We start from the raw sequence: 25,879 nt of genomic DNA, 5'->3' as shown, positions 1-25,879 counted from the left end.
AAGAATAGTTTGAAATATTAGTCATTTTTGAATACTATATAATCATTAATGACTAGGAGGGTTCGGTATGGATCTGAAGGAACATGCTTACATTCTTTTAAAACGAATATTAGAGGATTCTTTTGATGAAATTTTTATTACCGATACCAATGGAAATATTATCTATACTGGAAAAACTACAGGGAAATTATTTGGAATTCCACATGAGAAAATGTTAGGTCAGAATGTTTTTCATTTAGAAAAAGAAGGTGTTTTTTCCCCATCCGCTATTGTAAATGTGTTAAAAAGTAAAAAAGAAGAAACTCTTATTCAAGAAACAAAGAACAAAAGAAAACTGATTATCTCGGGATATCCAATTTTTGATGAGACAAATAAAATGATCGGAGCAGTAAGTTTTTCCAGAGATATTACGGAATTTGAATATCTCAAAAAAGAAAATGAACAGGTGGCAAAAGCCATACAACATTACAGGGAAGAAATAGCAGAGCTGAAAAAACAAACAACCAGGCCTTTTTTCTTAAAAAATAGCAAAATGGAAAAGGTGCTTGGCGTAGTATCAAAAGTGGCAAGCTTAGGCATTACAATATTGTTGGAAGGGGAGTCAGGGATCGGAAAAAATCACCTGGCACATATGATTCACCAAGTTTCACCAAGAAGAAAGGAACCGATCATTGAAATAAACTGTGGTGCTATACCTGAATCCCTAATTGAATCTGAATTATTTGGTTATGAAGAAGGGGCTTTTACAGGTGCAAAAAAGGGAGGAAAGAAAGGATATTTTGAAAGTGCCGGCGGAGGAACCCTTTTTCTAGATGAAATTGGTGAACTTCCAATGAATCTTCAAGTAAAATTATTATCCGTTTTACAAAGCCAATCATTTATGAGAGTCGGCGGAAGCAAAAAAATTGAGATGAAATGCAGAATTATTTGTGCAACCAATCAAAACTTGGAAGAAATGATTCATAAAAAACAATTTAGAGAAGATCTATATTATCGCATTAACGTAGTTAAATTGACGATTCCGCCCCTAAGAGAGCGTAGGGAGGAAATGATTCCCTTAATTTATGAAATAACAGAAGAATTCAATACAAAGTACGGAATGGATAAGCATTTTACGCCGAGAATGGTTGCCTGGCTCAGCCAGCAGGAATGGCCGGGAAACGTTAGGGAATTGCGTAACTTTATTGAGAAGGTAATTGTAACGACCGAGTCCAAAGAAATCGACCTTGAGATCGTTGAGGATATAATAAACGGAGAGTCATCCAAAAAGGATAAGCAAGATATGACTTTGAATGAATACTTAGAAAGTGTAGAAAAAGAGTTTATTGTACAATTGTTCGAGAAATACCCCAGTAGCATTAAATTGAGTAAAAAATTGGGGATTAGTCAATCAACCGCAAACCGAAAAATACAAAAATATATTAATGGACTATAGTCAATTTTGACTATAGTCCATTTTTTTGAGTTTTATATTGGTAGTAACCCTTGAGGATAATTAAAGCGAAGTTAAAAAATAAAGAGGTAGAATGGGTCCAATGAAATTGAAATAAATTAAAGACATGACAATAGTTAATTATGACTAACACTGTTTGTTTTGTTTAAATTTTTAGATTGGCATGAAAATTGCAAATAATTAAAGCGAAGTTAAAAAAACAAAAAGGTGGGATGGTTCCAATGTAGATGAAATTGAAATAAATCAAAGGCAACGGCAAATTATGGCTGTCATGATGAAGGAAATGGACATAATGTTGGACGGTAAAAATAATCAAACAAAGTAGAAGAATTTTTAATAAGTAAGTTCCTTGCTTAATGTAAGTAAAATGGAATCTTTTAAAAGGAAATGAAGGCGTTTTTATTAATGAGTTTTTGTGTACTATGTTTTGGTATCTTATGGATTCTCCAACGAAATGGATTTCTATAAAGGAGGAATATGATGGGGGGAAAAAATCAAGGCACGAATAAATTTATTGTCGGTATAGTTCTTGCTGTCCTTACATTTTGGCTGTTTGCACAATCCATGATTAATATTATCCCGGCAATCCAAAAAGATTTAGGGGTTTCATTGGGAACGTTAAATATTGCTACGAGTTTAACTTCACTATTTTCTGGTCTTTTTATTGTTGCAGCTGGTGGTATTTCTGATCGTGCAGGGCGTAAGAAGTTAACCTTTATTGGGTTGATTTTGAGTATTATCGGCTGTTTGTTGATTATTTTTTCACAAAGCGCAACATTATTAATTATTGGACGTATGGTTCAAGGGATTTCAGCTGCTTGTATTATGCCAGCAACTATTGCACTTGTTAAGGGAGCCTTTGACGGTAAAGACAGACAGCGTGCTCTTAGTTATTGGTCCTTCGGATCATGGGGTGGTGGTGGTTTAACCACATTAGTTGGCGGTGCCATTGCCACGTATATGGGATGGAGATGGATTTTTGTAGTTTCCATCGGCATTGCTCTATTATCGATGTTATTACTAAAGAACATTCAAGAGAGCAAAGCAGATGAGCAGAGTAAAGTGAAATTTGATTTTACCGGTTTTTTTCTTTTTATCATCATGATGTTGATGATAAATGTGATTGTGACACGCGGTCAAGATTTTGGATGGACAAGTCCGTTAACACTCAGTCTTATTGGTGGTGCATTGGCAACAATAGTAATTTTCTTTGCTGTTGAACGAAAAAAGAAAAATCAATTTATTGAATTTTCCCTCTTCAAAACAAAAGCGTATACGGGAGCTGTTGTATCAAACTTCTTGCAAAATGGAATTGCAGCCACTGTCGTTGTCGCAAATACGTATATTCAATTGGCAAGGGGGTTTACCCCTTTTCAAACTGGGTTACTCACCATAGGAAACGTAATTGCAGTACTTGTGATGATTCGGGTTGGGGAGAAAATGCTTCAAAAAATGGGTGCAAGAAAGCCAATGCTTTTAGCAACTTTCATAGCCACGTTAGGTATGAGTATGACAGCTATGACGTTTTTACCGGATTTAATTTATATCATTGTCGTATTTGCAGGCTTTTTAATTTCCGGGATTGGCCTTGGAATGTATGCAACGCCTTCGATAGATGTAGCTGTCGTGAATATTGCTGATGACAAAGTGGGCGTAGCTTCCGGAATTTATAAGATGGCAAGCTCATTGGGATACTCTTTTGGAATTGCCATTTCAACAGCAGTGTATGGTGTATTAGTGGCTATAGGCAGTATTCACGTTGCTGCTACAATAGGGATTTTAGTCAATTTAGTTTTTGCAATTCTAGCATTGATTGTCGTATCCAAAACCATTCAACCGGATGAAGGTAAAGAGAAGCCCTTACAAGCCATCCAAGTAGATAAAAACCTCGTTATTCAACAAGATTAACTATTTGATGGATTGATATTAAAAGTCTACCGGGTGGTGCCATATAGAAGCAAATACTTAATCTTTTCCGTTACTATTTCAATCATAAATTAATTGGTACAAAACTTGCATTAATAATTCGATAAAATTGGAGATTAAAAGGAGGAAAAAATGATGGTAAAGCGTGATGAAAAACAAATTTTAAACCTTCCATTTACTGGAATCTGCACTTTTGGAAAATATCCAGTATGCCCGGATCTTGATCAATTGGATGCTGATGTAGCGGTAATTGGAGTACCTAATGATATGGGTACACAATGGAAATCTGGAGCAAGAATGGGTCCAAGAGGAATTCGTGAAGGTTCTACATTGTACAGCTTCGGACTCGATGGTGCCTATGATATTGAAAACGATATCATGTATCTTGGCCCGGATTGGAAAGTTGTGGATTGTGGCGATGTTGACATGGTTCATGGGGATTTTATGCAAAGCCATGAAAATACTGAAGAGGCGATTCGAAAAATTGTTTCTAAAGGTGCGATGCCAGTCATATTAGGAGGTGATCATTCCATCACAGCAGCAATTGGTAAGGGATTGGAAGATTTGGGCCCATTTCATGTGATTCAAATAGATGCCCATTTAGACTGGGCAGATCATCGATCAGGACAACGTTATGGCCACGGAAGTTGCATTCGCCGTTTGTCCGAGATGGATCATGTACAGAAAATATTCCAGTTTGGGATCCGCGGTATTAGCAGTAGCAAAAAAGAGGATGTGGATGCTGCAAGAGAATATGGAAGTGTCATTTTATCACCACGCCAAATGAGAAAATTGGGTCTAGAGCAAGTGTTAGAACATATTCCGGCAGGTGAAAAATATTATGTAACTATTGATATTGATGGTATAGATCCCTCCATAGCGCCTGGAACGGGAACCCCATCTCCTGGTGGTCTGCTTTATGATGAAGTGAATGAGTTGCTGGAGGGAATTGCAAAAAGGGGGGAAGTAATTGGTTTTGATTTAGTTGAAGTTGCTCCTCCTTATGATCCTACTGGGATGACTGGACAAGTAGCTGCCCGTATTTCATTGGATTTACTGAGCTATGTTTTAAAAGAAAAAGAGAAAAAGAGAGAAAATGAAAAAACTCTTTCAGCTCAGCTATAAAACTAAAGAATTGAACTAGTCTATCAAAGGCATTAGAAAGAGCCAATTCCCTAATAGATAAGGGATTGGCTTTTTTTATTGGATGGATATTGAAAAAATGGTGCGTGTCTATGATAATCTTCTAAGATTCTTAAGGGGGGCCTACCAGCAAAACGCGGAAAACATACGATAAGAAAAATTTGTCTATAAATCCATACCAAAAACGGTTCTTAAACAACTATTTCGGTGATTTGTTTTTGGTTTTTCTTTTGGTCATAGAAAATCTTCAAGAAAGCTATGCTACAAACTGCATCTTAAAACTCACCCCAACGAGGGTTTATGATGAAAAATATCCTTAGCGTATAAAAAGCCTGCTTTTTTATTCCAAAAATGTCTTACCGTATGTTTTCCGCGAAATGTTGGTGGGACCCCATATTGAACTATCGGGGCAGCATTCCTGTAATAACTGAAAATGAGGTTTGAACGAAAAAAGACCTCTTGATAGGATGAATGTGTCCTAAGCTGGCCAGCTAAAACAGGACAAAAACGATGAAGATCTCTTACTTTCCTTAAGACAAGTTGTAAAACGCAGTATAGGTTTAAAGAAGATACGAGCACTTAAAGAAGCAGCCAATCGTTCGATTGGTATTCGTCAAGGAGCAGCTATGGCGAAATTAGAGTTGAGAGCTTTACTAGAGAAGTATGATTTTATTCAAGTGAAATTCGAAGAATTAGATCATCAATTAGATCAGTTATTAGACCATATCCCAGGTGTCACACAGAGGTTAGAGGTGTCAGGAATCGGTCGAGATACAGTATCAGGTTTTTTCGCAGAGGTCGGCGACCTCAGAGACTATCAACATCCTCGCCAAATCGTAAAATTAGCAGGTTTAAGTTTAAAAGAAAACACATCCGGAAAGCACAAAGGTCAGACCAAGATTACCAAACGGGGACGAAAGAAATTGAGGGCTCTCTTATTCCGGGCAGTCATGATACTGGTGGCAAAGAACAAGGCTTTTAAAGCTCTATTACACAACACGTTCTCACAATCCCTTAAAGAAAATGCAATCTCTGATAGCCTTTGTGTAACAAGCTTATTCGAATTCTGTTTTCAATCGGTAAAAAACAATTTACGTTTTCAAGAAGACAAGATGTTAAAGGATATCCCTCATATGGTAACATTTGTAGTACATCAAACAGTGCATAGTTCATTGAATTTTAAGGTTACACGGTCATTTAATTAAGACTCATTTAAAAGGCACGGATTAGTCGGCAAAGCAACTAACGTGAGGACCTCGATCCTGTGGGGCAGCATGACCGACATCCACCTCATGGAAAGGTTGAACGAAGGAATGTAGGAGCATCGACTCTGTGAATGGGAGGGTTGACCTCCATGAGACATGTGGATATCCAAAAGTGCAATCATAACCATGCTTAAACCGGTTTTTTCCTATAATTGGCTAGTTTAGCATACACTTTTTTCGGTAAATCCCTATCCTTGAGGAGTAATGCCGAGCTTACATAGATAACCGTTAATGATATGACTATGAAAACCTAAGAATTCTAGAGCAATCGTGAGATTGTGTTTAGTTTATTGAGGGAGATTAGTTGAAGAAACCGACCAATAAAGGTCGGCTATTTTTCATACTATTTTTAGCAGCAGCCTCCACCAACAAAGCTGGCTCCAACAATGATTAAGAGTATAAACAAAACGACTATAAAGGCGAAACCTCCACCTCCACCAAATCCAAAACCGCCATCTGACATACAGAAACATCTCCTTTTTGTATTAAGGAGGAAATTATTGTGGGTTATATCATCTTATGCACTAATTAGGAAAATGACACAATAGTCTCCATCACTGTTCATAGGATAAAATTAAGAATGTTGGAGGTACCTCTTATTGAGATAACGAGTGCTTTAGTTCTATAAGAAGAAGTAAAAAAGTCGATTCCTTAACGTTGAGGAGATCGACTTTTCAGTTCGACTAAAGCACCCGTTACCAGGAGTGTTCTATCATCCAATAAATTGTATCAGTAGCTGGTTAAACTTATCACGCTCTTCCCAGAATGGTCCATGACCACTGTATTGAAATGGTACAAGCTGTGAGTTTGTTATTAGATTTTTTGTTTCCTGACCTTTAGTAAACGGAACGATTTTATCATGGATGCCGTGAATTATTAACGTAGGTACAAATATTTTGCCAAGATCATTGTACACATCTTCATCCCTTAATGATGTCATGATTGCAGCTGTCGACCAACTAGCTGCTTGTAATCCTAGCTGAAAAAACCAGTCCGAGAATGGTCCGGAAATTTTCTGGAAGAAAAAGAGATCCGTTACACCTTGCAGCATTTTAGGGCGATCATTAAGTGTTTCTGTAATGAACTTATTTGCAACTTCTTTTTCAACACTAGTCGGAGATGCAGCGTCTATAAGGACTAGTTTGGATACTCCAAAACCTTGATATCGAGCCATATATCGAATCGAAATCGCTCCACCTGTGGAGTGTCCTGCTAGTGTGAAATCTTTTAACTGTAACGCCTCAATTACTACACTTATATCATCTGCCAATCTGTCAAAATTGTAACCACTGAATGGTTTATCAGAATCGCCGTAGCCCCTCCAGTCAATGCCTATACATCGATATCCCATTGCTGGAAGGATATTGAACTGATATTCAAACTGCTTATGGTTTAAAGGCCACCCATGTATAAATAGGATTGTTTTATTCCCCTCAGGATTTACATCCTCTACATTTATTCTTACACCTGGTTCTACAGTAATAAAGTATCCCACGCAGACTCCTCCATATAATAAAAATTGCCTTTGCGATAAGATATTCACCTAGGGGAATAATATGCTTTTATACAATGTTGGATGAACCAGAGGGTATTTGCATAACTAATTGCCTCGTTAGTTGAAGAAGATAAACACTCAATGTTGCATAGAGAAATAAAATCGATTGGCACCAGAATTTATTTTCTTTGATTATTTATTCTTGATTTATGGCCTCTTGTCTATTCATTGTTTTCATACCAACATATTTTATAGTAAGAGTGTTAAAAGGAGGGGATTTGAATGTTTTTTTGTGATAGAAGACGCCGTTGTGACAGATTCGATCGATTTGATCGTTGTGACAGATTCGATCGATTTGATCGTTGTGACAGATTCGATCGATTTGATCGTTGTGACAGATTCGATCGATTCGATCGTTGTGACAGATTCGATCGTAGAAGAAGATGTTTTTGGTGATTTAACCATCTAACTCAAATTACAAGCTCTGGTTGAGCTAATGACTGATCTAAAATCTTTCAAAAAAACTACCTGATATAATTATCTCGGTAGCTCTGGGTGAACACCTATTTCACAGTTTAATCCTGTTCTTGGATAGTTATCTAATACCTCTTGTAAATGACGTTCCACGTCATCTATATTTTAATTCACTTAGCAGGCACCTCTGTGTCTGTTACATATTTTTTAGAATCCCTTTTTCAACGAACTGGTCAGTTTTCGTTGAAGAACCTAATCAAGTAGTTTACATAAGAGAACTTAGAAAAAGTACAATTAAAATTCGTTCGTAAAGGTACACTTTTATAACATATAGAGTCCATCTGTTTTATGTGTGACAAGAAGACGTATTGTCACATTGTAAGTTGCGTATGGAGCATAGTTTTGATAATCATCAAGGCCACAAAAAACCCGGCACCCTGTACGATAAGGGCCCGGGGTTCTCATATTGCCCAATATACTGTAAATCCAAGGAAACCGTATCATACAACAACAAATTTGTGTTGACTTTCTATACCTTCCTGTTTTATTGTGTACTCAAGTTTTTATAAGAAAGTTTTTGATAAGTCTTGATGTGTTGGTCTAATTTCTGACTGCTTTAAATAGTCTCATGGCTATTTAAAGCAGTTGCTTCAGCAATCTGAATCAATTCTTTTTTCAATTGATTGATCCTGTATTCTAATTCATCTATCTCTATAAATATTATACAAATTCCTCTAATCACTCATTATCTTTAACTGCCTGTTAATAAAAGCCTTTCTTAGGTTGGCAGAACGATGAGGGCTTATTTTTATTTAGTCTTCTCGCTTGCACATGTAAAATTAAACAACTTTATTGTCATTATTTGTAATTAAACAAACTATTTTTGTAATCAACTAATGAAAGGAACAGAAGGCATTGAAACACAATAGAGCCTATTTCATCTTGTTAAATAACAAACATTTAACACAAATTCGTGTACCGGCATTTGTTCAAGCATACTTTGGTTTCGGAAAATATTAGTAATAGCTTCAGTTTGTTTAGATGGAAAACGACTAGAAACATTGTTTTTGAATTTTTGTTCTAGCAATGGAATCCCTTCTTTACGTCTCCTTTTATGTCCAATCGGGTATTCTACTTCAATTTTCTCCCGTACAACTGCCATCTTTAAAAAATACCTGTATTGCGTTGGCGATAGATCTTTTTTCAGGATCAAGATAATCTTTAGAGTATTGTTTATTCTCTACGTGTTCATTTTGCTACGAAGGAAGTCAATTCGAGAATCCTGAGCTATTTTTTCTTCATAATGGTCAGCAGAAGTCTGGCAAGGTGTCTTCGATCACAAAAAAGTTTGGTGTGTCTACCGAAACAGTCCGCAGTGGAGCGGTTTTAGATAATGCGAACAGTCAAGAAATCAATTTCTCATTGCGGGAAACCAAAAATATTGAGGAAAAGATGGAAATAGCGAAGATTGCTGCACATTATGTTACAGAAGGACAATCCATTGCATTAGATGTCAGCACAACAAATACCGAATTGGCGAAAGAATTAAAAAGCAGGTTTCAAAGACTTACCATTTTAACAAATTCATTAATTATTGCCAATGAACTTTCTGAAATGCCTCATTATACGATTTTGATGCCCGGGGGTGTACTCCGAAATGAAGAATTATGCCTGGTAGGTTCTTAGGCGAAGAATTTTTTAAAGGATTTCACATTGATATTTTTTTTATGAGCATCAGTGGTATTTCCTTGACGGAAGGGCTGACGGATTACGGTTTAGGTGAGTACCAAGTGAAAAAGAAAATGCTTGAGAATTCTCAAAGTTGCATTGTGCTAGCGGATAGCAGTAAATTTGATGTTGCCTCATTATTGAGAGTCTGCCATTTTGAAAGGGTTGACCGTATTATTTCTGATTCAAATCTATCCGAAAAGGTACTGCGGAAATATAAAAAAGAAGGTATTGAAATTGTGAATAAGATTAATTTGGAGGAAAAGTAGCCGTCTACTTTCCTTTTTTTATGTATTGCTTAAACTCAGTTTATCTCATTTCATCTTCTCTCCTCAAATTTCAAGTAGCAAATAAATCTTTTATTTTTTCAGCCACGAAATAAAATCCACTATCAGCTATTTATGTGTAATTGTGTGATTTAGTGTAATTTTGCATAAAAACAACATTAACTTACACTATATTTACAGAAAACCAATACAGATTGTGTATTATTTGTTATGCAAGAGGTAATTTGTGTGAGTGTGTTACCTTTTAAGTTATTATTTTGAGGTGGTGTCTATTGTCACGTATTCCCTATTCTAGGGGGGTGTCCCTTATATCGGCGTACCAGGATTAATGTTAATTGTCATCATTGCTTTAATCGTAATTGTCCCTTCTAAGTTGCCCGAAAATGGACGTGCTTTTGGCAGCACATTAATAGAGTTTACAAACTCTATTAAAGATTTGATTTCTTCAGACGAGAAAGAAGAAAAGACACAATCCAAGTAATGATTAAGAAAAACTAATGCACCAATTAGTGAATGGGTTGTTTTAAGGGTTTCCCCAACAATAATTTTTGTCAGTAACCATCGTTTCTTTAGTTTTCGGAAAATTATATATTAACAGTTTCCTTGAAATTGCCTATCTATCATTTGGAGGAGTGAAAAATAATGAAAAACGATGAATTGAACCATGAAAATGATAAATCGTTACAAGATGATCTTCTAAAAAAGGGGATGGATCGTCGGACCTTTTTGGAGGGGACAACTAAAATTGCAGGAATGACTTTAGGATTAACTCTAGTAAACTCGTTAACTAGTTTACCTGTGAGTGCAGCATCTAGCTCTTCTGTTTTTAATTCACTTAGCAATAAACCAGATCTCGTTTTTCCTGTTATAAGCGATATTCATATTCAACGTCAGAGCGATGATTTTTTAAATAAGTTTGTTACTACATTAGAACAGTTAAATAAGGTTGCTCCTAAGCAAGATGCTTTTGTCGTTGTTGGAGACTTAACGGATTTGGGAACTGAATTAGAATATGATAAGTTTATGTCTGCTTATAATCCACGAAAGCAATCAAAAGCAGTTTCTATGTTTGCGATTGGAAACCATGACTACTGGAATGGTTTATCAGCAGCTGATTCTCAAAAACGGTTCTGTGAGAAAACTGGGATGGAATCGCATTTCTATCATAAGGTAATCAAAGGTTACCATTTCATTGTTCTTGCTACGGAAGATGGCAACACATCTGGGACCTTTTCAGTGAATCAAATTGAATGGATGGGTGAACAATTAAAGATAGCAAATGCTGATGATCCGAAAAAACCAATTTTTGTCTTCCATCACCAGCCTATCAAAGGAACCATTTATGGAAGCGAATGGGGCTTCTCGCAGAATAGAGACCTTTTTTACGATACGTTGAAAGAATATCCGCAAGTCGTCACGTTTTCTGGTCACACACACTATCCACTAGATGACCCTAGAATCATTCATCAAAAAGATTTTACGACTATCGGAACTTCTACAGGTGCCTATTTGTGGATAGATGGTGGAAGAATTCAAGGAGAAGTACCTGAGGGGGCAGGTTTCCTAAATCAAGCTTTGATTGTAGAAGTTTACAACAATAAATTAATCATTAAACGCCGTGATATACATAACAATGATTGGACAGGGAAACCATTCGAAATTAGTCTTCCTGCTAAGAAAGACAAATTTAAATATACTGAGGATCGAGACAATAAGGCTCCTTTCTTTACAAAAAATGCCATGATCTCTATCGATCATGATAAGACGACCGTTACAAGCCTAGCAATTATGTTGACTCAAGCGAAAGATGACCTTATTGTACACGACTATAAGGTAGTGGCAAGAAATGCAGAAACAAAAGAAGTAGCCAATGAGTTTCTTGCATTCTCAGAATTCTACAAAGATCCTGTGCCTAACCCTTTAACATTGCCAGTCGGAGAATTAAAGCCTAATACAACCTATGAGATTGAAGTACATGCTCTTGATGCATACGAAAATGTAAGCCATAACTCTTTAAAAGTATTAGGGAAAACGCTGGACGGTGTAGTAAAAGATGTAACGATTACTTTATCTAAAGATGTATTAAAAGGAGTAGAAGATACAGTAGAAGTTACGGTAGAAAATGCAAGAGCTCCGAAAAGTGATTGGATAGGTTTATATGAAGTAAATGAAAAACCAGGAGATATCGCTGCAATTTGGTGGATGTATACTAACCCGACAAATGGAACAGTTAAATTTACTCATAAAGGAAGTGGTTCTTCAAGATTCAAGGAAGGTTCAACTTATAAATTTATCTATTTCTATGGCAGCGGATATGACGCTGTTGCTTCAAAAACATTCACTGTTGGTAGTAAAGAATAGTAGTAATAATAACTTTCACCATTTCTTAAAAAGATCTTATGACAAGGATCTTCTAACAATTTAGGTTAAAAGATTAAAAGTCTAAAATGAACAATTGGAGGTCAACGTTAATGTTTCAAAATATAGGAATTCCCGGATTAATACTAGTTCTTGTAATTGCACTTATCGTTTTCGGTCCATCAAAATTGCCAGAACTAGGTCGTGCAGTTGGCTCAACATTAAAGGAATTTAAAAACTCAACACGAGATCTAGTTTCAGATGATGAGGCAGATCAAGAGAAATCGAATAATAAGAACGAAAAAAGTATTTAATATAAATCTAGTAGGAGCAAAAGGGCAAGGGAAACATATGGGAAAACCAGGATAAGATGAAAAGACTTTAAAACGAGCTATTAAGCTATATAATGAACGTGAAACAAACGGAATGAGTGTGAATGACATTGTAAAAACTACAAGCGTTCCACGTTATATGCAAAAAAAGAAAGCCTACTTCCTTAAATAACAAGGATCGCAGGCTTTTTTTACTTTATTCTAAAATCAATACGTCCACATTGGCTTCTTTAACTCTATAACAAAGTGAGCCAAATGTTAAAACCTCTTTATCTTGTAGATATTCTTTATAGTATTCTTTTAAAAGGTCAATAAAATGATCTTTTCTTAACTCAACATAACAATTAGGATTCATGACTGGATATAGAGTTTGCTCATTTTCTAATTCTAAGTGTTTAGAGTCTCCTTTTGCTTCATCATAAAATTTAAAATTCGAAATAGAAAATTCTTAAATTGACTAGGTGCGTTAGTTGAGATCCGGGGCTGCCATTTGGCGGCCTTTTTGCTTAATGAACTCCCTCAGTTTAATAGATAATGCTCACGAATACTCGCTTATTCGGAGGATTTCAAACCACATGGTATAGGTTGCTTTAGATGAACGAAAGAGATAGGACCGTTTTGATAAGATAAGGGCAGATTGAAATAGGGGATCTATTGAAAATCCCATATTATTATATATGCTGCACGCATTCTCCACGCTGCCCTTGGAGGCTTTCCCTCCCATGTCTCAACGGGTCATATTCATATGCCCTTTCATTCTTTCGTCATGCCTATCCAAGGGGGGGAGGCCAGTTTTGCTAACGGAACGGGTCATTGCTCTTTTGTTCATTACATCCAGTACTCGTGCTAAGTCCTTTAATCGCTAGTATTTTTTCAGCATAAGGAATTTTCATGAGTATGTTTGCGACTTCCTGTTCAACTGCTTCAAGTTGGACGTTCGCAAGATCGTATTACTCAAGCAATTGCTTCAAATGAAGTTTATAAGCATCAAGAGCTTTTTTTGTACCAACCGATTTGTTCGCTAAGTGGATCAGTGAATGAGCCTTTGGAACACCTGCATGTCTTTTCATCACTGATTTCCATCCCATAATGATATCTTGAGGCTGTAACGAACGTAGTTCGACTGGAGTGGGAAATAAGCGAAGGGTTGCGATTGCTCCCTTAGCTGTTACATCTTTGAAGACTTGTCGTAGTTCAGGAAAGACGATATCTATCCAGCGATTTATTTGGTTGATTGAGCTGACCAGCCGTTTAACGATCATGTCCCTGTTAGACATAAGGACTCGAAGTTTTTCTATGGATTCTGGGCTATGATGAATCAATGTATAATAGCCATTTTTCACTACATCAGCGATGACGAGACCGTCCTTTTTATCGCTTTTAGATTGGGTATTATCTCGGTTCTCTTTATTCCTTTTAACAAGGTGCGGATTTACGGTAACAACTTCAACGTTTTGTTCAAATAACCATTTTGATAGATTCAACCAGTAATGACCGGTAGGTTCCATGCCCACGATGGCAGTGTCTAAACGGTTTATTCGTTTAAGTTCTTTAATCCAACTTAGAAATTTAGTAAACCCCCATCGTTATTTTAAAAGGTTAGAAGGATGACCGACCACAATTTCTCGATAGTTAACTGCTCGAGCAACATGAAATTGTTGTGCAATATTAATTCCTACAACAAGATGACGATTCGTGATTCTTTCAATTAGTTGATTTTGTTTGTTTTGCATTTTAAAATTCATAGTAGGGCTTCCTCCTTAAGATGAGTTTTGGTTTGTGTGTTCTCTCATCATACTGAGGGGCTCTGTTTTTTTCAAAGCCGATATTTAACGCTCTACAGGAATGCTAAAGGGGCAGTTAGTGGAAGAAGGATTCCTTGAATTTTTGTGGAATATATCACCTTAAAAAATCTGGTGTTGTGTAATATTTACATTGTTAATAACCAGACAGTGGGGGAGATTAAAATGTCATTAAAAGTAGGAGACATAATTACGTTTGAACGAACTTTTACAGTAAGAGATGTTGAATTATTTACTGAGATTTCAGGTGATGAAGGGATTCATCATATAACCCCAGATGAACAAGGAAGACTTGTCATTCAAGGGTTATTAACGGCAACTCTGCCAACAAAAGTAGCTGGAGATAATAACGTACTGGCTCGTAGTACGAGTTTTGAGTTTTTAAGACCTGTTTTTACGGGAGATACAATAGTTTGTAAAGTTAGAATTGAGAAATACGAAAGGCAAGAAAATAATAGGACAGCTTTTGTTGCATCCTTTTTATGTAAAAATCAGAATGAAAAAGAAGTATTGAAAGGAGATGTATCAGGCGTAATTCTTTAAACTTTCTTAAACTATCTGGAGCAATTTCGAAAGCTCAAGACTGTCATTTGACGGTCTTTTTTTTATGCATATGGCCCTGGCAAATGAACTGGAAGAATATAAGATCATCCAATCGATTCCCGGTATAGGAGAAAAAATCACAGCCACGATTATCTCTGAAATGGGTGAAATCGATCGATTTAATCATCCGAAAAAACTGGTGGCCTTCGCTGGAGTGGATCCAAGTGTTGACTCATCGGGTAAGTTTACGGCAACCATTAATCGTATGACTAAAAGGGGTTCGAGCAGACTACGTCATTCTCTGTATCTTGCCGTACTATGCGGCATAAGAAGTTCAAGGAACAAAATGCTTAAAGCATTCTATGATAAGAAAAAATCAGAAGGAAAACCGGCCAAAGTGTCCATCGTTGCCTGTATGAATAAGTTGCTTCATTGGATTTATGCTCTATTAACGAGAAAAGAAACGTTCCTATATTTAGCATAATTAACGGTTTTGTGAAACAGAGAAAAATCCTTCCAAAAGGGTTTTGGAGGTTTATTTGCCATGGACAAAAATAGTATATCATAAGGGAAATGAAAATTTAGAGAAAGATATTGACATCCTAATAGCTGGTTTAGTTCTATAAGACTTACTAAAAAAATCAACTATCTTATAATAACTGTATACTGAATCACAAAAAAAGAATCCATTTCGATCAATCTTTTTTCAAAATGGATTCTTTTTATTTACGCTAATATGGGGGTTCGGGTGTTTATGAATGAAGATTCCCATTTAGTGGTTTCTTTGTTGGCATCCCTTCTAAAAAAAGAACTAGCCATTAGCTAGTTCAATTCCATATCAAAACTTCTCCTATATCTTTCGTCTAAACCATACACATAAACATTTGTCCTGCGAAAATAGGTCAGACCTTTTGAACGGGAACTTGAATTTCAAAGGTAATCTCGTTTGGTTTATCTGTGATCGTAATATCAACATGCATAATTTGCAGCGCATCGCCGGTAATTTGATAACCACCTTCATCAAGATAATCCAATATTTTACTCAAGCTTTCGCGTCGGTTCCATAATAATTCTCCGTTATAACGGATACACGCAAATAACCCCGCCGGAACGATCCTTTGGTACTGTTTTGGTATTTTTTCTTTACTTTTTGCCACAATGAAAATGACTGATGGTTCTTCAAAACGTTTAGATCTAAGATCCGCCTCCTGAATAAGAATTCCTAGCCTGTTGCTGGCCAGAATCGGTGTCTTCTCAGCAAGCATATTTTCCAGCCTTAGAACACCATAACAGAGTTCCAAATTATTATTGATTTTTTCATTCAATGTAATTAACTTCCTGCGTCCTATTTCGCGGAACATAACCGTTTGAAGTTCCTTTTCTCTTGCTACTTGATCTAAGTAAACAATTTTTTCCCGAATATTTTCCTCCAAATCAGTTAATGCGTTTAGCTTTGAAACAAGATCTGCGTGTTTGGCTTTAAGAAAGTCCAAAGACTTACTAAAATTGCGTTCATTGAAATAATCCTTTATTTCGTCCGTACCCAATCCAAGTTGCCGTAACTCTTTAATAGTCCCTAAAACCTCGTACTGGAAAATAGAATAGTAGCGATACCCCGAGTGTGGATCGATATATTGTGGCTTGAATAAGTCAATCCGATCATAGTGGCGCAAGGTCTCCGAAGTCATCCCTCGTAACTTTGCCATCTCACCAATGGTTAACTTTTCTTTCAGTTTAAACACCTCCTTAAATAATATAATACAGCTATTGACCTTTGTGTAACAAAAACCTTTATAATCAAGATACAAAATATTCTAAATCATCTGAGTATTCTTTGTAAATAGGGGGGAGCTGATTTATGGAAAGTAAGAAGCTTGTTAGAACGCTTACTTTGTCACAGGTTGTTTTTTTAGGGATTGCTTGGAATAACCCCATGGTATTTTTTAATACCTACGGAATAGCTGCCGTAACCTCTCATGGTGTAATTACGGGTGCATACAGTATTGCATTTCTAGCAATACTGTTTACAGCGCTCAGTTATGGAAAGATGGCAAAAGCATACCCTATCTCAGGTTCAGCTTATACATTTACTCAAAAATCTATTAATTCTGAAATGGGGTTTCTTGTCGGTTGGACAATTATGCTTGATTATATCTTAACACCTATGGTGACGTGCTTGATGTCCGCTGTCTTTTTACATGCAGTGTTTCCAGGGATTCCGCATTATGTGTGGATTATTCTTTTGACTGCCATCATAGTGGTACCGAGCATTCTAGGTGTAACGATATCAGCATCCGCAAGTAAAATTTTCGTTATTGCTCAAATCATTTTCGTTTGTTTTTTCTGGATATTAACCGTTAAAAGTTTATTAGAAGGAGTAGGGACAGGCACTTTTTTCTCAAGTAAATCATTGTTTAATTCAGAGGTTCCCTTGTCCTCCATCTTAGCAGGAGCTTCAATTCTTTGTTTTAGTTTCCTCGGTTTTGACTCACTTACTACCTTGTCAGAGGAAACAATTAATCCCGAAAAAACTATCCCAAAAGCAATTATCATAATGCTGTTGTTTATAGGGGTCTTATACATTGGCTCTTCTTACTTAGCACAATTGGTGCAGCCGGGTTTTTCGTTCGAACACGCTGATTCTGCAGCTATAGAAATTACGATCCTTGTTGGAGGAAATTTATTCAAATCATTATTTATTACTGCGGTAATTGTTGGGAACTTCTCTTCGGGAGTTGCTGCAATTACAAGCGCATCACGTGTGTTATATGTCATGGGACGGGATTCTGTATTGCCTAAAAATCTATTTGGTTATATTCATCCCAAATTTAAAACACCGTCACACGGCATTATCGTGATAGGTATAATTTCTTTACTAGGTATCTTGTTAACCCTGGAGCAAGTCATCAAGTTTATCAATTTTGGGGGGCTCATTGCTTTTACATCCGTTAATCTATCTGTCATCGCCCATTATTTTATAAGAAATCAGCAACGTTCTTTTAACGACTACATACGGTATCTATTTTTACCGCTCATAGGTGCAGCATTTACTTTGTGGTTATGGTCACATTTAGAAATGGAGGCATTGATCTTTGGAGGAATCTGGCTGGTATGTGGTTTGGCATATCTTCTTTATATGACAAAATTTTTTCGCAAGCCCCTTCCGGAGTTTCATTTTGATGAAGAGATAATGTCTCAAGATGAAGAGATAATTTCTCAAAAGGTAGAAGACTTGTAATCCGTTTTTTTAGTAAAAGGCAATATGTAACCGATTGGGATATTAACTTTTAGAAAATAAAGAAAAATGAAAGCGTTATCTATTTCGGGTGTAAGATCGTTAAAGCAAGAATAACGAACTGGAGGTATTTCAAATTGTTGAAGTTGAAAATGTTTATAAACGGTGAGTGGATGGATTCTTTGAGTAGACAAAAGAGCAGTGTTGTAAACCCGTCACACGGCAAGATCATTGCAGAGGCTCCCCTTGGAAATACAGAAGATGCCCGGATGGCCATTGATGCGGCACGAACCGCATTTGATTCCGGGATTTGGTCAGACTTACCGGCTTCGGAACGGGCTTCCTATTTATTTAAAATAGCGGAGAAGCTCGAAGAACATGCATCTGAGCTTAGCCAGCTTGAAACAGCCAATACCGGAAAGCCTCTTAGAGAAGCAGAGTTTGACATTGCGGATGCAGCGGATTGTTTTCGTTATTATGCCGGTTTAGTCACCAAACCAGACGGCCAAACGTATCCTGTTTCCGGCCCTGTACAGGCTATGGTTGTTCGAGAGCCGGTAGGGGTATGTGGACTGATCGCTCCATGGAATTTCCCTTTACTGACAGGAGCCTGGAAAATAGCCCCTGCCCTTGCTGCAGGAAATACGGTTGTGTTTAAAACATCCGAGGTAACTCCGATTACGACTGTTAAACTATTTGAAATCATCAAAGAAGTTGGCATACCAGATGGCGTGGCAAATCTAGTTATGGGTGGTGGTGCAATAGTAGGAAATGAACTAGCGGAAAGCGATAAAGTCGATATGGTTTCGTTCACTGGCAGTACAGCGACAGGCAGAAGCATCATGAAAGCATCAGCTGGAAATATTAAAAACATTGCACTCGAATTAGGCGGCAAGTCACCTAACATCGTTTTCGCCGATGCGGACTTTGAGACAGCCGTGGATTATGCTTTATATGGGATTTTTGTCAACGCCGGTCAAGTTTGTAATGCAGGATCTCGTTTACTGCTTGAAGAGAGCATTCACGACAAGTTTATCGATAGATTGATAGAGAAAGCGAAAAAGATTCGAGTCGGCCCTGGCGATCAACCGTCTACAGAAATGGGTGCTCTTGTTAGTGAAGACCATATGATTAAGGTGCTCAAATATATTCAACTTGGCATAGAAGAAGGGGCGAAATTAGTCTGCGGCGGCAAGCGGATCACAAGCAACGGGCTTGAAAATGGCTATTTTGTTGAGCCGACGATATTTGTTGACACTAAACCTGACATGAAAATTGTTCAGGAAGAAATATTCGGTCCGGTACTGACTGTGCAAAAATTTAAAGATGAAGCGGAAGCCATCCAGCTTGCCAATGATACCCCATATGGCCTCGCAGCAGGTGTATTTTCCCAAGACGGTGCGAAGGCTTTACGAGTAATTAAGAAAATAAGAGCCGGAATTACATGGGTTAATGCCTATAATCTAGCCTACAATGAAGCACCGTGGGGAGGATACAAGCAGAGCGGAATTGGCCGGGGGTTAGGAACTTTTGGGTTAGATGAGTTTAGTGAGGTAAAACAAATTAACATTAATTTAGAAGTAGAGCCAACTAAGTGGTTTGACCATTAAAAATTGAAAAGTAGATATAAAAGAGTAAAAGAGAGTGAGTCACTATACTATTACACTATTTGAAAAATTGAAAGGGGAAATTAATGATGATCTGGGATTTTAATTTCAATATTCCTACCTCTATAGAGTTTGGAGCCGGAAAAGTTAAAAATATTGGGAAAAGAGCAAAAGAGCTAGGAGGAAAAAAGGCTCTTCTTATTACCGATAAAGGACTAGCGCAAACTGGAATTTTGCAAAAGGTTACAGATTCGTTAGACCAAGAAGGTGTCAATTATATTGTTTTTGATGAAATTACTCCTAATCCAAAAGATGTAGATTGTCAAAGAGCCTATGAGCAATTTAAAGACGAGGAAATAGATCTTTTGATTGGTCTTGGCGGAGGAAGTTCAATGGATACAGCCAAAGCAATTGGTACACTTTTAACCCATGGAGGAGAGCTTAGAGAGCGTTACGGTGTAAATTTACTAGATCAAGAAATCACTCCACTTATTTGTATTCCTACAACTTCAGGTACTGGAAGTGAAGTTACAACAGGCTCTGTCATTACAGATACAGTTACAAAACAGAAAGAGGCTATACTTGACATTAGATTGGCTCCGAAACTAGCAATTTTGGATCCTGAATTAACTCTAACTCTGCCTAAATCTATTACGGCTGCTACTGGAATGGATGCACTTACACATGCTATCGAAGCTTATACCAGCAATATTGCTGAACCAATTTCAGATGCTCTCAGTCTTTATTCAATTGAATTAATTGCTAAGTACCTTCCGTTAGCTGTAGAAAATGGGAACGACTTAGAAGGACGGAAAAATATGCTTGTAGCCAGTTTAATTGCAGGTATGGCATTTAATCACGCGGATCTTGGTGCTGTACATGCTATGGCTGAACCACTTGGAGGTCTTTATGATACTCCACATGGGGTAGCAAATTCTATATTTCTTCCACATGTGTTTGAATTTAATATTCCTTCAAACCTTGAAAAGCATGCAATTGTAGCTGAAAAACTTGGAGCAAATAAAGAGGGTAAAACCATTGAGGAAACTGCCTATGAAGGTGTTGTATTGTTAAAAGAGCTTGCTCGTAAAATTGGCATTCCTGATTTTCGAGATTTAAATAATGTCAATCCTGAAGATTTCCCATTCCTTGCTGAAGGGGCAGCAGTTCATTTATGTACACAGACGAATTCAAGAAAAGTGACACGCGAGGATTATTTGGCATTATTCCAAAAGACTTATGAGGCGAAAAACACAACATTAATTTAACTATATAGATCGATTTAGAAAATTTGACATGACCAATTCTAAATGTTCCTCAATGGAATGAAGATGTGTCGAGTTATTAAGTGTTAATGTGGATTAAGAGTTTTTGAATCGGTGGTCAGCTTGATAGGAGTTTTAATTGGGCGGCCACCATGGCTTACATAAAAACTGGAGGTGTTTTTAAAGTGTTAAATCTGAAAATGTTCATAAACGGTGAATGGATGGATTCTTTAAGTAAACAAAAGAGTCAAGTTGTAAACCCTGCTAACGGCAAGGTCATTGCAGATGCTCCCAAGGGAAATGCAGAAGATACCCGAATGGCCATTGATGCAGCGCGAACCGCATTTGATTCCGGGATTTGGTCAGATCTGCCAGCTTCAGAACGGGCTTCCTACTTATTTAAAATAGCGGAGACACTTGAAGAACGTGCATCTGAGCTTAGCCAGCTTGAAACAGCGAATACCGGAAAACCTCTTAGAGAAGCGGAATTTGACATTGCGGATGCAGTGGATTGTTTTCGATATTATGCGGGTTTAGTCACTAAACCCGATGGACAAACATACCCAGTTTCGGGTCCTGTACAGGCTATGGTTGTTCGGGAGCCGGTAGGGGTATGCGGACTAATCGCTCCATGGAATTTCCCTTTACTGACAGGAGCCTGGAAAATTGCCCCTTCCCTTGCTGCAGGAAATACGATTGTGTTTAAACCAGCCGGGATCACTCCGATTACGACTGTTAAATTATTTGAGATTATCCAAGAAGTCGGCATACCGGATGGCGTAGCCAACCTAGTTATGGGCGGCGGGGGAACAGTAGGAAATGAACTAGCGGAAAGCGATAAAGTCGATATGGTTTCGTTCACTGGCAGCACAGAAACAGGCAGAAACATCATGAAAACAGCAGCTGGAAATATTAAAAACATTGCACTCGAATTAGGCGGCAAGTCACCTAATATTGTTTTCGCGGATGCAGATTTTGAAACAGCTGTGGATTATGCTTTATATGGGATTTTTGTCAACGCCGGCCAAGTTTGTAATGCAGGATCTCGTTTACTGCTTGAAGAGAGCATTCATGACAAGTTTATCGAGAGACTGGTAGAGAAGGCGAAAAAAATCCGGGTCGGCCCTGGCGATCAACCGTCTACAGAAATGGGGGCGCTTGTCAGTGAAGACCATATGAATGAGGTGCTCAACTATATTCAATTAGGTATAGAAGAAGGGGCGAAACTAGCCTGCGGAGGCAAGCGTATCATAAGCGATGGACTTGAAAATGGTTATTTTGTTGAGCCGACGATATTTGTTGACACTAAACCTGACATGAGAATTGTTCAGGAAGAAATATTCGGTCCGGTACTGACTGTGCAAAAGTTTAAAGATGAAGCAGAAGCCATCCAGCTTGCCAATGATACCCCATATGGCCTCGCAGCAGGTGTATTTTCACAAGACGGTGCGATGGCTTTACGAGTGATTAAGAAAATAAGAGCCGGAATTACGTGGGTTAATGCTTACAATCTAGCTTACAATGAAGCACCGTGGGGAGGCTATAAGCAAAGCGGAATTGGCCGGGGGTTAGGAACTTTTGGTTTAGATGAGTTTAGTGAGGTAAAACAAATCAATATTAATTTAGAAGTTGAACCAACCAAGTGGTTTGATCATTAGAAATTTAGAAGTAGAGATAAACGAGTAATTAGAAAATATGTTGGTTCCTGGTAGTCATTATTGACTAAACAATTCCGTTTTGCCTAGTTTTATAGGTTTGCATGAAGCTTGCATATATGAACGAGTAAGTAATATAAGTGGGAGGCAAAGCACATGTCGAATAATGAAAAACAACATCTTAATTTACCTTTTACCGGAATCTGTACTTTCGGGAAATATCCCGTATGTCCTGATTTAGACCAGCTAGATGCAGATGTAGCTGTAATTGGAGTTCCAAATGATATGGGAACACAATGGAAGTCTGGCGCAAGAATGGGCCCAAGAGGAATTCGAGAAGGCTCTACATTATATAGTTTCGGGTTAGATGGAGCCTATGATATTGAAAATGATATCATGTATCTTGGCCCAAAATGGAAAGTTGTTGATTGCGGTGATGTAGACATGGTACATGGGGATATGATGCAATCCCATGATAATACGGAAGAAGCCATTCGAAAAATCGTTTCAAAAGGTGCAATGCCGGTTGTTTTAGGTGGAGATCATTCCATTACAATTCCAGTAGGAAAGGGCTTGGATGAACTCGGGCCATTTCATGTGATCCAGATTGATGCGCATTTAGACTGGGCAGATCACCGTTCAGGAATGCGGGTTGGACATGGAAGCTGCATCCGCCGCTTATCTGAAATGAATCATGTTCAAAAGATTTTCCAATTGGGCATTCGTGGAATCAGCAGCAGTAAAAAAGAAGATGTCGATGCTGCCAGAGAATACGGAAGTGTCATCTTGTCTCCCCGCCAAATGAGAAAGATGGGATTTGAACAGGTTCTGGAACTTATTCCAGCAGGTGAAAAATATTATATTACCATGGACATTGATGGCCTCGACCCATCGATCGCCCCTGCGACAGGCACACCTTCTCCTGGAGGCCTGCTTTATGATGAAGTCAACGAATTACTCCATGGAATTGCAAAAAGAGGAGAAGTTATCGGTTTTGATATGGTAGAAGTAGCTACTCCTTACGATCATACGGGAATAACTGGACAAGTGGCAGCTCGTCTCTCATTAGACTTGCTTAGTTTTGTTTTAAAAGAAAAAGAGAAAAACCGGGCTGCACTCAGCGATCATCAAGAGCTGAACTTCATAAAGAAGCATTAGTCTGTTAAATTTGAAAGCGTGAGGATATAAAGTGATTTTCCTCCGTTTTATCTTTTCTTAGTTTCCTGAATATGTATAAATATAGAGGCGATATCATAAAAAATATTTATTTAAATAATTGTCTATTTCGAATGTTTATGGTATTTCAATAGAGGATAACGATTGTAGATAAGTTATATTTGAAATTCAAATTCCAACTAGAAAATCTTGACCTTTGTGAAACACAAAGGTTTATATTATATCTATCACTCTAATAAGATGGTATAACGGGGTGAGAAAAAGCTTGATTTTGTCTATATATCAGGTTCCTTATCTCGACGTCGGAGGACCAGCCGCCAATGAACTATCGTTTATTGTGAGGTATCATTAAAGAGTGAATATAGACAAATTTAATAGAATTTTCAATTCTGTATGATCCGATAGATGAACTCTAAGCAGTGCCAGCTGCTTAGAGTTCATTTATCTTATGTCTGATCATATAAATAAAAAATATAGAAAGGAAAAGAAAACTAATATGAAATTATGGTTTACAGAAAAACAAACCGAGTCTTTTGGTATTACAGTAAGAGTTAATAAAACCCTTCACTCCGAGAAAACAGAGTATCAACAATTGGACATGATTCAAACCGAAGAATTCGGTAATATGCTTCTACTTGACGGAATGGTTATGACCACCGAAAAGGATGAATTTGTCTATCATGAGATGATTGTTCATGTTCCATTGTATACTCATCCTAATCCACAAAAGGTGCTCGTTGTTGGCGGCGGTGATGGGGGAACGATTCGGGAGGTATTGAAACACCCAAGCGTTACCAATGTTGTTCAAGTTGAAATCGATGAGAAAGTAGTGGAATATTCAAAGCAGTATTTACCCAATATCGCCTCTGAGTACAGAAACCCGCGCGTAGAGCTTAGTGTAGGTGATGGCTTTATGCATATTCTAAATAGTGAAGATGAATATGACGTCATTTTGGTCGATTCCACCGAGCCTGTAGGGCCAGCTGCTAATTTATTTACTAAAGGGTTTTATGCGGGAATATCAAAGGCATTAAAGGAAAACGGCATCTTCGTGGCCCAAACAGATAATCCTTGGTTTAAAGGGGATCTAATACGAGATGCGATTCATGATACAAAAGAGATTTTCCCGATTGCTCGCCTTTATACTTGTAATATTCCAACATATCCGAGTGGATTGTGGACATTTACGCTTGGAGCGAAGACACATGATCCACTGGATGTAAATGTCTCTCGTCTCTTTGATCTTGACACAAAGTATTACACGCCTGAATTGCATAAAGCATCATTTGTTCTCCCTAAATTTGTTCAGGATTTGTGTAAATAGTGTTATAGAGTAGTAATTATTTGGGCGGCCACCTAACTGGTGAGGAGATGGCGGTCGCATTCAGCAAGGCCCTGGGCCAGCCGGTGGAATACAACGATGGGGGCGGCTAACGTGTATCGCAGCTCTGGCTTCCTGGGTGTGGAGATCATGTCAAACACATACCAGTTCTATCGCGACTTTAACGAATACTACTGCGATTTGCGTGATCTTGCAGAGACCAGAATGCTCAACCCCGAGATTCAGACCTTAAAGAATTGCTTCGCCTTGCATAAGGGACTAATTCCGCTTGAGTCGTAAAGGCCAAAATCCCATCGAGCACTGTGGCGGTCGCTGAGTTTTGTCTCTTTGGGTAGGCGCGATTGATGAAGATCACAGGTAGAAAATGATCAAACTTAAATCTGCTGAAGAAGAATCCATTTTGATCAATCCTTTTTCAAAATGGATTCTTCTTATTTATCATAAAATATGGGTTTCCTGCTAGCATTTCTTCGTTTTCATGGTTCGACACTAACTACTCCCCCTAATATTCTATAAACTCTAACCTCCCGTGTTTTAAGTACATTACTACACAATTAATTAATAAAATAATATCCAAGTGGTATTCCATTAAATGGCCCTTTCATGGAATACGATTGGCGATTTTAAACAATTATTACTCCAGAAAAGATCTATGATCGGAATGAAAAAAAAGAAGTTGTTTAAGGTAATGAATATTTATAGTTGCATTCTCAGCAATTAAAGGCCCTGAAACTTATAAAATTTCAAGAACTTTTTAATATATGTGAGAAAATTTATACTCAAAAATAAATAT

20 protein-coding genes and 3 pseudogenes are annotated in these 25,879 nt (G+C 37.6%); 18 read left to right on the top strand and 5 right to left on the bottom strand.

All coding sequences use genetic code 11. The annotated features are described in order from the left end of the window. Positions 1–67: 67 nt before the first annotated feature. From ACFRAK_RS19705 to ACFRAK_RS19690, 4 genes and pseudogenes are all read left to right on the top strand, one after another. Complete coding sequence (locus tag ACFRAK_RS19705) at positions 68–1,435, top strand: sigma-54 interaction domain-containing protein (RefSeq protein ID WP_387595153.1); 1,368 nt, start codon at positions 68–70, stop codon at positions 1,433–1,435. Positions 1,436–1,933: 498 nt separating this feature from the next. Continuing rightward, the gene (locus ACFRAK_RS19700) at positions 1,934–3,361 is read left to right on the top strand and encodes an MFS transporter (protein ID WP_387595156.1); all 1,428 of its coding nucleotides are present in this window, start codon (positions 1,934–1,936) and stop codon (positions 3,359–3,361) included. A gap of 153 nt (positions 3,362–3,514) precedes the next feature. Next, a complete protein-coding gene (gene speB, locus ACFRAK_RS19695; protein WP_394572305.1) occupies positions 3,515–4,504 on the top strand; it encodes an agmatinase in 990 nt (329 codons plus the stop codon). A gap of 536 nt (positions 4,505–5,040) precedes the next feature. Continuing rightward, positions 5,041–5,727 (top strand): annotated as a pseudogene (locus ACFRAK_RS19690) (transposase); the annotation flags it as partial. Between the two features lie 409 nt (positions 5,728–6,136). Here ACFRAK_RS19690 and ACFRAK_RS19685 read toward each other — a convergent pair. Both ACFRAK_RS19685 and ACFRAK_RS19680 read right to left on the bottom strand, forming a co-directional pair. Further along, positions 6,137–6,250: a YjcZ family sporulation protein gene (locus tag ACFRAK_RS19685; protein WP_082527405.1), complete on the bottom strand. Its 114-nt coding sequence runs from the start codon at positions 6,248–6,250 to the stop codon at positions 6,137–6,139. A 249-nt stretch (positions 6,251–6,499) separates the two neighbouring features. Further along, positions 6,500–7,282, bottom strand: coding sequence for an alpha/beta fold hydrolase (locus tag ACFRAK_RS19680; RefSeq protein WP_394572295.1), 783 nt, complete (start codon positions 7,280–7,282; stop codon positions 6,500–6,502). A gap of 310 nt (positions 7,283–7,592) precedes the next feature. Between ACFRAK_RS19680 and ACFRAK_RS19675 the strand changes: the two genes are divergently transcribed. Beyond that, positions 7,593–7,751, top strand: coding sequence for a hypothetical protein (locus ACFRAK_RS19675; RefSeq protein ID WP_387595165.1), 159 nt, complete (start codon positions 7,593–7,595; stop codon positions 7,749–7,751). Between the two features lie 942 nt (positions 7,752–8,693). On the opposite strand, the gene ACFRAK_RS19670 is transcribed toward ACFRAK_RS19675, so the two are convergent. Continuing rightward, positions 8,694–8,918 carry a hypothetical protein gene (locus tag ACFRAK_RS19670; RefSeq protein WP_387595168.1) on the bottom strand — a complete coding sequence of 75 codons (225 nt, stop codon included), beginning with the start codon at positions 8,916–8,918 and terminating at the stop codon, positions 8,694–8,696. A gap of 164 nt (positions 8,919–9,082) precedes the next feature. Between ACFRAK_RS19670 and ACFRAK_RS19665 the strand changes: the two genes are divergently transcribed. The 5 genes from ACFRAK_RS19665 to ACFRAK_RS19645 all read left to right on the top strand — a co-directional run bounded on the left by ACFRAK_RS19665 (position 9,083) and on the right by ACFRAK_RS19645 (position 12,443). Further along, positions 9,083–9,442 carry a DeoR/GlpR family DNA-binding transcription regulator gene (locus ACFRAK_RS19665; RefSeq protein WP_387595171.1) on the top strand — a complete coding sequence of 120 codons (360 nt, stop codon included), beginning with the start codon at positions 9,083–9,085 and terminating at the stop codon, positions 9,440–9,442. Then, on the top strand, positions 9,424–9,753 hold the full coding sequence (locus ACFRAK_RS19660) for a DeoR/GlpR family DNA-binding transcription regulator (RefSeq protein WP_394572293.1): 330 nt from the start codon (positions 9,424–9,426) through the stop codon (positions 9,751–9,753). Before ACFRAK_RS19665 ends, ACFRAK_RS19660 begins: the two co-directional genes overlap by 19 nt. Positions 9,754–10,081: 328 nt before the next feature. Next, positions 10,082–10,252 (top strand): twin-arginine translocase TatA/TatE family subunit, encoded by a 171-nt coding sequence (locus ACFRAK_RS19655; RefSeq protein WP_387596039.1) that lies wholly within the window; start codon positions 10,082–10,084, stop codon positions 10,250–10,252. Positions 10,253–10,413: 161 nt separating this feature from the next. Next, entirely contained in the window at positions 10,414–12,132 is a 1,719-nt protein-coding gene (locus ACFRAK_RS19650; protein WP_394572292.1) for a metallophosphoesterase family protein, read from the top strand. A 110-nt stretch (positions 12,133–12,242) separates the two neighbouring features. Continuing rightward, positions 12,243–12,443, top strand: coding sequence for a twin-arginine translocase TatA/TatE family subunit (locus tag ACFRAK_RS19645; protein WP_387595180.1), 201 nt, complete (start codon positions 12,243–12,245; stop codon positions 12,441–12,443). 863 nt (positions 12,444–13,306) lie between these two features. On the opposite strand, the pseudogene ACFRAK_RS19640 reads toward ACFRAK_RS19645, so the two are convergent. After that, positions 13,307–14,206 (bottom strand): annotated as a pseudogene (locus tag ACFRAK_RS19640) (IS110 family transposase); the annotation flags it as partial. Between the two features lie 222 nt (positions 14,207–14,428). On the opposite strand from ACFRAK_RS19640, the gene ACFRAK_RS19635 reads away from it, so the two are divergent. After that, on the top strand, positions 14,429–14,806 hold the full coding sequence (locus ACFRAK_RS19635) for an FAS1-like dehydratase domain-containing protein (protein WP_387595183.1): 378 nt from the start codon (positions 14,429–14,431) through the stop codon (positions 14,804–14,806). A 73-nt stretch (positions 14,807–14,879) separates the two neighbouring features. Then, positions 14,880–15,290 (top strand): annotated as a pseudogene (locus ACFRAK_RS19630) (transposase); the annotation flags it as partial. A gap of 418 nt (positions 15,291–15,708) precedes the next feature. Here ACFRAK_RS19630 and ACFRAK_RS19625 read toward each other — a convergent pair. Further along, positions 15,709–16,614 carry a MerR family transcriptional regulator gene (locus tag ACFRAK_RS19625; RefSeq protein ID WP_387595186.1) on the bottom strand — a complete coding sequence of 302 codons (906 nt, stop codon included), beginning with the start codon at positions 16,612–16,614 and terminating at the stop codon, positions 15,709–15,711. A 50-nt stretch (positions 16,615–16,664) separates the two neighbouring features. Between ACFRAK_RS19625 and ACFRAK_RS19620 the strand changes: the two genes are divergently transcribed. The 6 genes from ACFRAK_RS19620 to speE all read left to right on the top strand — a co-directional run bounded on the left by ACFRAK_RS19620 (position 16,665) and on the right by speE (position 25,068). Beyond that, positions 16,665–18,044: an APC family permease gene (locus tag ACFRAK_RS19620; RefSeq protein WP_394572291.1), complete on the top strand. Its 1,380-nt coding sequence runs from the start codon at positions 16,665–16,667 to the stop codon at positions 18,042–18,044. A gap of 134 nt (positions 18,045–18,178) precedes the next feature. Then, positions 18,179–19,651 (top strand): aldehyde dehydrogenase family protein, encoded by a 1,473-nt coding sequence (locus ACFRAK_RS19615; RefSeq protein ID WP_387595192.1) that lies wholly within the window; start codon positions 18,179–18,181, stop codon positions 19,649–19,651. Between the two features lie 83 nt (positions 19,652–19,734). Then, on the top strand, positions 19,735–20,916 hold the full coding sequence (locus ACFRAK_RS19610) for an iron-containing alcohol dehydrogenase (protein WP_387595195.1): 1,182 nt from the start codon (positions 19,735–19,737) through the stop codon (positions 20,914–20,916). Positions 20,917–21,098: 182 nt separating this feature from the next. After that, a complete protein-coding gene (locus ACFRAK_RS19605) occupies positions 21,099–22,571 on the top strand; it encodes an aldehyde dehydrogenase family protein (RefSeq protein ID WP_387595198.1) in 1,473 nt (490 codons plus the stop codon). A gap of 153 nt (positions 22,572–22,724) precedes the next feature. Further along, positions 22,725–23,726: an agmatinase gene (speB, locus tag ACFRAK_RS19600; RefSeq protein WP_394572288.1), complete on the top strand. Its 1,002-nt coding sequence runs from the start codon at positions 22,725–22,727 to the stop codon at positions 23,724–23,726. A 514-nt stretch (positions 23,727–24,240) separates the two neighbouring features. Further along, entirely contained in the window at positions 24,241–25,068 is an 828-nt protein-coding gene (gene speE, locus ACFRAK_RS19595; RefSeq protein WP_394572286.1) for a polyamine aminopropyltransferase, read from the top strand. The last annotated feature ends 811 nt before the right edge of the window (positions 25,069–25,879 follow it).

The organism is Peribacillus sp. NPDC056705 (genome assembly GCF_043656335.1).
This window is presented reverse-complemented; position numbering and strand designations above follow the sequence as displayed.